The sequence below is a fragment of the Streptomyces sp. PU-14G genome, from assembly GCF_041028275.1.
Classification (GTDB): domain Bacteria; phylum Actinomycetota; class Actinomycetes; order Streptomycetales; family Streptomycetaceae; genus Streptomyces.
In genome coordinates this window covers 1-10,223 of the sequence record NZ_JASKYT010000257.1, presented here as the reverse complement: position 1 = coordinate 10,223, position 10,223 = coordinate 1, and the positions used below count along the sequence as shown (strand labels likewise).

7 protein-coding genes and 1 pseudogene are annotated in these 10,223 nt (G+C 73.1%); 2 read left to right on the top strand and 6 right to left on the bottom strand.

Annotated elements, in window-relative coordinates; all coding sequences use genetic code 11:
* The 3 genes from AB8Z75_RS24840 to AB8Z75_RS24830 all read right to left on the bottom strand — a co-directional run.
* Positions 1 to 2,801, bottom strand: a 2,801-nt coding sequence (locus tag AB8Z75_RS24840) for an FUSC family protein (protein WP_369205623.1), incomplete at its 3' end; no start/stop codon positions are given.
* Entirely contained in the window at positions 2,798 to 3,256 is a 459-nt protein-coding gene (locus AB8Z75_RS24835) for a MarR family winged helix-turn-helix transcriptional regulator (RefSeq protein WP_369205621.1), read from the bottom strand. The genes AB8Z75_RS24840 and AB8Z75_RS24835, both read right to left, overlap by 4 nt.
* 218 nt (positions 3,257 to 3,474) lie before the next feature.
* Positions 3,475 to 4,701, bottom strand: a complete 1,227-nt coding sequence (locus AB8Z75_RS24830; RefSeq protein ID WP_369205619.1) for a helix-turn-helix transcriptional regulator — start codon at positions 4,699 to 4,701, stop codon at positions 3,475 to 3,477.
* Between the two features lie 343 nt (positions 4,702 to 5,044).
* Here AB8Z75_RS24830 and AB8Z75_RS24825 point away from each other — a divergent pair, with 343 nt between their 5' ends.
* On the top strand, positions 5,045 to 5,359 hold the full coding sequence (locus tag AB8Z75_RS24825) for a hypothetical protein (RefSeq protein ID WP_369205617.1): 315 nt from the start codon (positions 5,045 to 5,047) through the stop codon (positions 5,357 to 5,359).
* A gap of 59 nt (positions 5,360 to 5,418) precedes the next feature.
* Here the strand turns inward: AB8Z75_RS24825 and AB8Z75_RS24820 are convergent, their stop codons facing one another.
* Positions 5,419 to 5,652: an SCO4848 family membrane protein gene (locus AB8Z75_RS24820; protein WP_369205615.1), complete on the bottom strand. Its 234-nt coding sequence runs from the start codon at positions 5,650 to 5,652 to the stop codon at positions 5,419 to 5,421.
* 262 nt (positions 5,653 to 5,914) lie between these two features.
* Here AB8Z75_RS24820 and AB8Z75_RS24815 point away from each other — a divergent pair, with 262 nt between their 5' ends.
* Positions 5,915 to 7,201, top strand: coding sequence for a metallophosphoesterase (locus AB8Z75_RS24815; protein WP_369205613.1), 1,287 nt, complete (start codon positions 5,915 to 5,917; stop codon positions 7,199 to 7,201).
* Positions 7,202 to 7,349: 148 nt separating this feature from the next.
* Here AB8Z75_RS24815 and AB8Z75_RS24810 read toward each other — a convergent pair whose 3' ends face one another.
* Together AB8Z75_RS24810 and AB8Z75_RS24805 are read right to left on the bottom strand one after the other, a co-directional pair.
* The gene (locus tag AB8Z75_RS24810) at positions 7,350 to 8,615 is read right to left on the bottom strand and encodes an alpha/beta hydrolase family protein (protein ID WP_369205611.1); all 1,266 of its coding nucleotides are present in this window, start codon (positions 8,613 to 8,615) and stop codon (positions 7,350 to 7,352) included.
* Positions 8,616 to 8,710: 95 nt separating this feature from the next.
* A pseudogene (locus AB8Z75_RS24805) lies at positions 8,711 to 10,063 on the bottom strand (MFS transporter); the annotation flags it as partial.
* Positions 10,064 to 10,223: the final 160 nt, after the last annotated feature.

The window sequence follows — 10,223 nt, the reverse complement described above, 5'->3', positions numbered from 1 at the left end:
GGTGCGGTGCGTTCGCCGGAGGGGCCGGAGGAGCCAGGCGCCTGCCCTGCGGGGAAGACCGGGACGGACCGACCGGCGGCACCCGCCCGCCCGGGCCGCGCGTCAGCCCGATCGGACCGCGCGTCCGCGTGTCCCGGCCGCGGGTCCGCGTCCCCCGGCCGCGCGTCCGCCTGTCCCCGCCGGGGGTCCGCGAGGCGCGCGGCGGAGGCGGCGAACGCCTGGGCGGCCAGGGCACGGTGCAGGTCCTGCCGGTGCGCCTGGGGAGCGGACGGCGTCCGGGGCGGCACGCCCGAACCCGGCACGGGGTGCGGGGCCCGGGCGGCGGGCTCGCCGTCCGCGCCGTCGCGCGGGTCCGCGGCAGGGGCGAGGACGATCCGCATGCCGCGGTTGTCGGCGAGGCTGGCCAGCACCTCGTCCAGGGCGGCCAGTTCGCGCAGGGCGGCCCGCAGCCGGTCGGCGCCGGCCCCGGCCCCGGAGGGCGTCGGCGGCGAGGCCTCCAGCTCGCGGATCAGCGGGCTGACCCGTACCCAGGTGTTCTCGCCCCCTCCGGTGGCGAGCTGCTGGTCGAGGGAGCGCAGGGAACCGGCGAAGACCTCGGTGACCCGGTCGACGCGGGCGCGCAGCTCAGGGGCGGTGTCGAGGTCGACGTCCGCCGCCGCGGCCAGCGAGCGCGCGTGCCGGGTGGCGGCGCCCAGCAGCGCCAGCAGGTTGTCCCCGGTGCGTCCCCGGGCGCCCAGCGGCATGCGCACCAGCGGGCGGACGACGGACTGCATCTGGTACAGCGCGGCGTCCACCGCGCGAGCCGCGCCGCGCAGCCGGATGGGGGCCTCGGGCTCCTTCCAGCGGGTGGCGACCTGCTCGATCAGGTCTTCCAGCGCGGACAGGTAGCCGCGTGCTGCCTCCCGCTGCACCTTCCTGGTGGCGACGGGGAAGACCGCGGCGGCGCACGCGGTGGCGATCAGCACGCCGAGACCGTTCTCGACGAGGCGCTCGGTCAGCAGCCGGTCCATGCCGTCGTACGGGGTGGTCAGCCCGTACAGCTGGGTCAGCGCGACGACCAGGCCGACGACCCACAGCGCGTACGCGCGGGACATGCCCCAGGCGCCGAACGTGATGCCCGCGACGATGACCGTCAGCATCGCGTAGACGTGCCCGTGTCCGACGGCGTGCAGCAGCGCGATGCCGATGACCGCGCCGATGACGGTGCCCACCATGCGGTGAGCGAACTTGCGCAGCCGCTCGTGGGTGGTATTGGTGCCGAACAGGGTGATCATCACGCCGATCAGGCCCCAGTAGAACCGCTGCCCGTTGATGGCGTCGGCGAGCGGAATGGTGAGCGCGGCGGCGAGTCCTGCGGCCAGCGGTGCCCTCAGATACGGGACGGCACGGCGCCAGCCGGTGTCCGGGACCTGCGCCTCGGCGACCCGCTGCGCGGCAGGTCCGGACGCGGCGGGGCGCCCGCGCTCCAGCAGGACGGTCTGCTTGAACGGCACCTTGGCGCGGGCGGTCGGCGAGTTCCAGCCCAGATTCAGCCAGCAGGCCAGGGCGTCGGCGAGTGCGTCCAGCAGATCGGCGACACGACGGGCCGCGGCCCGCACCTCGGCCTCCTCGCCGCCCCCGTACTCCTGCGCCGCGTCGGTGTCCATGAGGGGCGCGGTCGCCTGCTGGCGGATCAGTTCCGCCGCGGGGCGCAGCGCGTCGGCCCGGCCCAGGTGGGTGTCGCGGGCGAGGACGAGCCCGACGACCAGCGCCTCACGCAGACGGGAGGGCACGTGCCGCTGCGTGAGCTGCTGGGTGGCCTGGCCGATGCCCTGGAGCGCCAGCTCGGCGTCGAAGAGGTACTGGTGCAGCAGCTCCGCCGACTCGGGCTCCGCGGCGACCTCGGGTTGGGCGAGGTTGCCGTCGATGGTGAGGGTGGTCACGTTGAGCCGCCGCAGGGCGCGGCGCATGCGGCGGGTGGCGACGGCCGCGTCGGCGTCCGGGTCCAGCGCGGTGGCGGCGGCGTCGGCCACCCGGCGCGCCTCGACCACGAAGGCGCGCTGGGTGCGCAGCAGGTCCTCGCGCGGCATCGGATAGCACAGCAGGAGCCGCACGCCCAGGACGGCGACCGCCGTGGTGACGGCGATGACGAACAGCCAGCCGCACGAGTGCAGCGGGATGGGCGTCATCATCCCGACCATGAAGGCGTTGAACATCATCATGCCGGTCAGCAGCGCGATCGTGCCGAACTTGAGCAGGAAGAACAGCAGGGCTATCGCGACGCCCATCAGGCACAGTTCGAGCACCCGGTCCTGGTGGAGCCAGGCGGAGACCGGCAGGATCGCGGAGTAGGGGATCGGCAGCCACAGGATGGCGCGGGTCAGCCGCAGCGGGGTGTTCTCCGCGACAGCGAACGAGCTCATCAGCCCGATCATGCCGCCGACCATCATGCCCAGCATGGCCGAGACCCCGGTGGCCACGGACATGCCGTATCCGACGGCCAGGGCGACGACCATCGAGGTCAGCGTGCGCCAGCCGGCCTGGAGCTGGCCGAGCCCCGGGTCGGCGGCCAGGACCCAGTCCCACCAGTGGCGTGGCCCGCTCACCCGGCGGGGGGCGTGCAGGACGGCTGCGCCGGGCTCGCCGTCCGGGTCGGTGCCTGCGCCCGTGCCCGCTCTCGTGCCCGTGCCTGTGCCCGCTCCTGTGCCTGTGCTGGGGCCCGCGCCGTCACCGGCATCGCTGCCGCCCGTGCCGGCGGGCCCCTCGCTGCCGGGGGAAACGCGTGCTGTCTGCTGGGGGGTCATGGTGGCTGATGTGCTCAACTGGCCTCCGATTCCAGGGACGTCAGGAGGGTGCACACGGCTTCGCGGGCGACCGCGACGGTGTGCTCGGGGTCGTCGGCGTGCGCGTGGAGCCCTTCGAGCAGGGCGGCGGCCATGCGCCGGCGCCCCCGCTCCAGCAGCTCCCGGCCGAGCGGGGTGAGGTGGGCCTCGGTGGCGCGGCCGTCCCGAGCGCAGGACCTGCGCTCGACCAGCCCGCGCGTCTCCAGCTCCTTGAGGACGGTGGTGACCCGCGGCTGGGTCAGTCCGGTGTGCGAGGTCAGCTCGGACACCCGGCGCGGACCTTCTTCCAGGGCGTCCAGTGCGGTGGCCGAGCTGCGGGGGAGCCCGAAGTCGCCGGTCCGGAACAGGAGCCGGGAGAGCCTCCCGATACCGCTCAGCAGACCACGCGCTGCCTGCTCGATCCGCTGCTCGTCGTCTGTCGACGAAGTTTGCATTCTTTAAATATATAAGCGAACGATGGAAACTGCTTGCCATTTACACCTTTCGGTGCTGTGGAAGTCGTCACATGCGTGAGGGCTGGCTTGCGCGGCGCGTACCGCCGGAGGGGCTTCGCCCACCCCCGGCCCCCCATCCGACTTTGCGTTCCTTTTGCAAACTGGCGTGGCTCGCGCGGCGCATCCTGCGGTGGCGCCCACGGTGGCGCCCCTTGCGGCTACGCTGCCTCGTGCCCGGCGAGCAAGTCCGCAACCTCCGGAACGTCCGCGTATCGCCGAAGGCTCGTCAGTACGACGCGAACCCGTTCCGCTGTCCGTTCGCTGCTCACCTCAGAGGAGAGACTGATGACCCTCTCCGCCGTTTCCGCCGCAGCCTCCGGCTCGTTGGCGTCCGCGTAGGCAACGGCAAGCCACGACAGGTAGAGAGCCATTTCTCGCGTGTGTGTCGCGTCGTACGCGTTGAGTACGTCTCTGAGTAGAGGGACCGCGCGCAACGGGCGGCGCAGTTCGGTATACACACGGGATTCCATGACGCGCAGTTCCCCGGCGTCCACCCAGTACAGGTATGCGGGCGCTTCGCTGCCTCCCCCGTCCTCGCCGAGTGCTTCCGACGCCTCTTTCAGGGCCCGAATGGCCTGTCGCGCGTTGTCGACGCCCCCCGCCTTCGTGTGGGCCCAGGCAACGCGGTCCAGGTACAACGCACGCGCTTTCGGCGCTGCCGCTTCTCCTGCGCCGTGCAACGCCGCCCTGGCCAGCAAAAGGCCCTCTTCTTCCCGCCCTGTGTTGCTGAATTGGTAGGCGAGTGATCCGGCAACGTTCCCGGCCAACGTGTGGTCCCCTGCCTGCCTGGCCGCGCTCATCCCCAGCCTGTAGATACGCTCCGCCTCGCCGTACTGCCCCGCGTCACTGGCGACCCACCCGGCAATCTGCGCCAACTCGCCGATCTGTCGCAGGAGCTGTCGGCCAACCTCCGCCGTGTGGGTGCCTTCCCGATACAGTCGTACAGCGGAACGCAGCTCCCGCAGCGCCGGCCGGATGAGGTCACCGCCGGCCAGTACGTCGTCAGCGAGGCGGAGACCGTGCACGCGCTGTTGCAGATCGACTACGTGCCCCATGCCGATGCGACGCCCCTGACGGGCGTTGAGAGGGCTCAGGGGGTCATCGCCCTCGGGTAGAAAGTCGGCCAGTGTCGGCACCGGATTTCCCACAGACGTGGGCTCCTGCGGCGCCCTGAGCACGTCCACGGGAGTGGACAGTGCGGCAGCGATGAATGGCAGCCATTCCCGGGGTTTGCGCTTCCCCGTCTCCCAACGGCTGACTTCCTGCCGCCCGACAGGATCACCCTGGACTCGCGCGGCACGGCATACCTCACGCGCCAGGCGTGCCTGGCTCCACGCCCGTGCCTCTCGCTCGCGCCGGATGTTGGCCCCGATGTCGTTGCCCATATGCCCATTCTGGCCGACAACTGGCCTACGGGAGGCCGCTATTCGGGCGCCTACGGCGCACGGAGGCTTGTAGCGACAGGGCCCCCGCGACCGCGTGACCGGTCCGGGGGTGTGGCCACCGACTTATGGGAGTCGCCGACATGGAAGACGTTACCGGCACGCGCGATCCGCGTGTACGAAAAAGCTGTCTGGATTGCGCGTGGTACCGGGCGCAGCTCTCGCGGGGTGACACGGACGAGATCACGGCGGACATCTCCGCGCTGTTCGAACGGCATCTGCGCGAGGGGCGCCACGCACAGCGAACCGTGCGGAGCGTACCGACATGTGGAAGCTAGGCGCACCAGTGCGTGACGTTCGTACCGGCGCGGCGGGAACAATCGCTCAGATCACCGGGCCCGCGCCCCACATCTACCGCCTGGCCGTGCCCGTCCCCGTCGGGCCTCCGCTGGCTCTCTACCGCTACGGGGACGAGCTGCGCCCCCTGCCTCCGGCTGCGGGCGCGGATGTGCCGCCGCGTTCCCGGTACAGGGTCGAAGTGGCCGACGGCCGCTCGTACCTGATCGACCCCGCCGGTCACCTGGTGCACACCCCGGACGGGCGTGCGCACTGGCCGGACGAGTCGACGGCGCAGGCGGTCGCCGACGAGTTCAACGGCTGACGCGGCAAGCAGTCCCATTCGTGCGCTACCTCTGGGGCGCACGGATGGTGCTCATGTCGTCAGCGGCGATTCGCGCGAATGCCTCGGAATCCGAGCACGCCGATCGCCGTGCCCAGCAGGAAAGAGACGATGGCGAGTGTCAGGTGAACCCAGAAATAGCCGGTCGGATCCCCGTTGTCGAAAGCCAGGCCGCTGGCGTCCTTGAACAAGTTCTTGGCGAACGTGATCCATACCACCCAAGACCAGACGCCGAAGGCGAACAGGAACCAGGAAACCAGGCGTCCGATCTTCATGGGTTGTTCCTTTTCGTTCAGGGGCTTGCGGCACCACCGTACGCACACGCCTCCCCGCAGGTCGCCGCCAGGGGTCCCACACTGCCGGCGAGCAGCGGACAGGCGTTCGGCGGCGCCGGCCGACCGGCTACCTTGGAGCCACCTGCTGCCGGCGATCACCAGCCGGGAACGGCGATCGGTCTGATCGGCCGGAGAGGCCTGAGGGCGGCCCGGCGCAGCTGACGGGGGGTGGCAGGCCCGAGAGCGAGGGGGAGGAACAGCCATGGCGGCTGTGTTCGTACTGGTGGGGCTCGTCGTGCTGGGCGCGCTCGTGGGTGCCCACCTCCACCTGTGGCGGCGCTTCGTCCGCGACGTGGCGGCGCCCGGCGGCTGGTGGCGGCGCACCGGAACGGTCCTGGCGGTGCTGCTGCCGCTCACCACGGTCGGCGCCCTGGTATCCGGCCGCGCCGGAGCGCCCTTCCTGCTCGAACAGATCCTCGCTTGGCCCGGCTATCTGTGGCTGGCCTGCCTGCTGTACCTGATGCTGGCGCTGCTCGCCGCGGAGTTGGTGCGGTTCGTGCTCAGGCGCACGGCCTGGGGGCGGGCGCGGGCCGCCACCCCCCGTACCGAAGGTCCGGCCCCGGCACCCGTGCCGGAGCCGGTGCCGTCGGAGACCGACCCCGCGGGCGCCGACGGCACCGCCGCCGACGGCACCGGCTCCCTCGCCGTCCCCCTCTCCGCCCCCGTGCCCACCCGCCGGGTCTTCCTCGCCCGTACCCTCGCGGTCACCGCCGGGGCCGCCGGGCTCGGCACCACCGCGGCCGGGGCCTACGGCGTGCTGAACGGGCCGACGCTCAAGCACCTGACCATTCCGCTCGCCAAGCTGGACAGGAGCGCGTCCGGGTACCGGATCGCGGTCGTCAGCGACATCCACCTCGGGCCGATCCTGGGCCGCGCCCACACGCAGCGGATCGTGGACACGATCAACCGTGCCCAGCCGGATCTGGTGACCATCGTCGGGGACCTGGTCGACGGCACCGTCGCCGATCTGGGGCCCGCCGCCGAGCCGCTGCGCGCGTTGCGCTCCCGCCACGGCTCGTACTTCGTGACGGGCAACCACGAGTACTTCGGGGACGCGCACTCCTGGGTCGACCACCTGCGCGAGCTGAACGTCCACCCGCTGGAGAACGCCCGCCGCGAGCTGCCCGGATTCGACCTGGCGGGCGTCAACGACATCCAGGGCGAGGCGCAGGGCGAAGGACCCGACTACGACAAGGCGCTCGGCGACCGCGACACCTCGCGCGCCGTCGTGCTGATGGCGCACCAGCCGGTGATGGTGCACGAGGCCGCCGACCACCACGTCGATCTCCAGCTCTCCGGCCACACCCACGGCGGACAGCTGTGGCCGGGCCCCTATCTCGCCGCCCTCGCCAACCCGACCGTCGCGGGGCTGGACCGCTACGGCGACACTCAGCTGTACGTCACCCGCGGCGCCGGCGCCTGGGGCCCGCCCGTCCGCGTGGGCGCGGAATCGGACGTCACCGTCGTGACGCTGGCCGCCAAGAGCTGAGCGCGCCGCCAGCAGCTGAAGCGCGCCAGCAGGAGATCAGCGACCCCAAGAGCTGAGCTCAGCAGGGACTGAGCGCCCCCAAGCGCTGAGCGCCCACAAGAGTTGAGCGAGAGCTGAACGAGAGCTGAGCAGGGCTGCGACCTGCGCTTCAGTTCAGCAGCTTCAGCACCTTCGGCCACGAGTCGGCGCGGGCCCGCTGGTCGGCCTCGGAGGTGCGGGTGACCGCACCGTCCGCGCCGCCCTCCTGGCCGGGCTGGGCGAAGGGGAACCAGTTGACGTGGTGTCCTGCGTCCGGGTAGACGAGCTTGTCGGCGCCCTGTTCGGCCATGCGGCCCGCGGCGGCCTGCGAGCCCCACATCTTGTCGTTGCCGCCTGCGACGGCGAGCACGCTGCCGCGGACGTGGTCGAGGGGGATGGGTCCGGTGGGGATCGCCTTGCCGTGGTCGGTCCAGGCGGTGGTGCCGCTCAGGTACGGGCCGTTGACCTTGGACGAGGGCGCGTACGCGATGACGTCGTGGAAGACCTCGGGGCGGCGCTGGCCGAGCAGTTGTGCCGCCTCGCTGCCCCGCGAGTTGCCCATGACGGCCAGCCGGTCGGGGTCGGCCCCCTCCTGCTCGCGCAGGATCTCGCCGGCGCGGGTGAAGTAGTCGAGGTCGATGTCGTCGATGCCGTTCGGGCGGTCCGAGCCCTTTCCGCAGCGGAAGTAGCACACCGACATCGCCGGGTGGCCGTGCGAGGCGAGCAGCGCGGCGGTGTACGTTCCGGCGTTGCCGCCCTCGGAGCCGCCGAAGACGAGGACGGGCGCCTGGCGGGCGCCGCCCTTGGGCGGCAGGTACAGATCCCCGTCGACCTTGTCCTTGGCGACGGTCAGTTTGCGGTGGGTGGTGCCCTCGGTCAGCCACTGCCTCACCAGGTCGCGGCGGGCGACGCGCTGCCCCTTGTTCTTGCCGCTGGTGGCGGTCGCGGTGAATCGCACGGTGTAGGCGCGCTGCTCGGCGGGGGGCCCGGGGTGGTAGGAGAAGGCCTTGCCGCTGCCGGTCATCTTCGCCGTGCGCCCGCCGGTGGGCAGCATGCCGGACAGCAGCCGCCCGGTGCCGTCGCGGCCGAGGTCGACGGTTCCGTCGCTGTCGGCGGTGCGTGTCACCGTGGCGGCCCACGTCCCGCCGGACTGGTCCTTGGCCTGGGCCCGGACGGCGATGCGGGTGCGGGGCGTGGCTCCTTCCAGCCGCACGGTCGTGGGCTGGTCGGCGCGGGCGCGGGGGTGGTCGGTCTCGAAGCGCACCCCGTCCCGGCCCGAGGGCTTGGCCGGGCTGCCCGCCGAGGTGCCGTTGCCGTCGCTCGCGCAGCCCGCCGCGGCGAGTGCCACGACGAGGGCCGTCGCGGCGGTGGTCCGTACGTTTGGCATGCGTCCCATCCGGCGCACGATACGGTGCGGGCTCTCCCCGCGCCGTGGTCCCCCTGCCTCCGGCCTCTCCGCCCCTTCCCGCCGGATGTCGACCGCCGTGTCGGTCACCCGGGTGTGGCGCCGGTGGGCGGGCCGTCGGCCGGACGCGGGCGCGGGCGCGGGTCCTGACCCTGGTCCTGGTCCTGGTCCTGTCCCGGGTCCGGGTCCGGGTCCGGGTCCTGGCCAGGGGGTGAGGGGTGCTGCGGTGTGCCCTGCGTGTCGTGTACGGGGGGCGGGCCGCCGGGTGCGAAGCGCCGTACGGCCGGGACCGCGGCGGTGGCCGCTCCGGCCGAGGCCAGCACGGCGGCGGCCGTCAGCGGTACCGCGGTGCCCCACTGGGAGGCGGCCCAGGGTCCGAGGGCGTAGCCGACGGGCATGGCGGCGAGGGAGAGCAGCCAGTCGTAGGAGGTGACCCGGGCCAGCGCGGTGGGCGGGATGGCGTTCTGCACCGTCGTCTGCCAGGTCGGGTTGAGGTAGCCGAGCCCTGCCATGGCCACGCCGTACGAGGCGATGGTCCACGGCGCCGGCGCGGCGGCGGCGAACAGGGCGAGGGGGAGGCAGAAGAGCAGGCCGAGCAGGTTGACGGTGAGGACGGGGCGGCGCGGGTAGACGCGGGAGGAGAGCGCGTTGCCGACCAGCAGGCCCACGCCGCCGGCCTGGACGACCGCGACCCACACGCCTTCGCCGCCGAGTTGTTCCACGGCCACGGCGGGGCCGAGGACGAGCAGCACGGAGAGGGCGACGTTGTGGACCGCGTGGGCCAGCAGGCTGGGCCAGTACCAGGCGCGGCTGATCACCTGGGTCCAGCCTTCGGCGAGGTCGGCCCGGAACGAGCGGGTGGGCAGGGGCACGTGTGCGACCCGCAGCAGCGCCAGGAGGCAGGCGCTGAGGGCGAAGGTGGCCGCGTCCAGGAGGAACGCCCAGCCGGGCCCCACGGTCAGGACGAGGAGTCCGGCGAGGGCGGGGCCGCCGAGTCTGCTGGCGCTCTCGGCGGTGGCGACCAGCGCGTTGGCCCGTTGCCTGCCTGCCGCGGGGACGGTGCCGGTGACCAGCGGGTAGAGGCAGGGCATGGCGAAGGCGGAGGCGGCGCCGCCCACTGCTTCGGCGGTGGCGAGTACCGCCAGCGAGGGTTCGCCGCCGAGGAGTTGCAGGCCGACGAGGAGTTGTGAGGCGCACCGTACGAGGTCGGTCGTCAGGGCGACGGTGCGGGCGCGGAAGCGGTCGGCGAGGACGCCGCCGACGGGCAGGAGCAGCAGTTTGGGCAGCATGGCGCAGCCCAGGACGAGGGCGAGGGCCGCGGTGGATCCGGTGGCCCGCAGTACGGCGAGGCTGAGTGCGGTGGGGACGACGGCGTCGCCCAGCAGGGAGAGGGCGCGCCCGGTGAACAGGAGGCGGAAGTCGCGGTGGCGTAAGGGGTGGGGGCGGCCCCCCCCCCCCCCCCCCCCCCCCCCCCCCCCCCCCCCCCCCCCCCCCCCCCCCCCCCCCCCCCCCCCCCCCCCCCCCCCCCCCCCCCCCCCCCCCCCCCCCCCCCCCCCCCCCCCGCTGGCTTTCGCGGACGGCATGGTCGCACGGTAGGGC

Bases quoted from the DNA above. Each gene is read 5' to 3' on its own strand.
- AB8Z75_RS24835 (WP_369205621.1), bottom strand. From the start codon at position 3,256: ATGCAAACTTCGTCGACAGACGACGAGCAGCGGATCGAGCAGGCAGCG.
- AB8Z75_RS24830 (WP_369205619.1), bottom strand. From the start codon at position 4,701: ATGGGCAACGACATCGGGGCCAACATCCGGCGCGAGCGAGAGGCACGG.
- AB8Z75_RS24820 (WP_369205615.1), bottom strand. From the start codon at position 5,652: ATGAAGATCGGACGCCTGGTTTCCTGGTTCCTGTTCGCCTTCGGCGTC.
- AB8Z75_RS24815 (WP_369205613.1), top strand. From the start codon at position 5,915: ATGGCGGCTGTGTTCGTACTGGTGGGGCTCGTCGTGCTGGGCGCGCTC.
- AB8Z75_RS24810 (WP_369205611.1), bottom strand. From the start codon at position 8,615: ATGGGACGCATGCCAAACGTACGGACCACCGCCGCGACGGCCCTCGTC.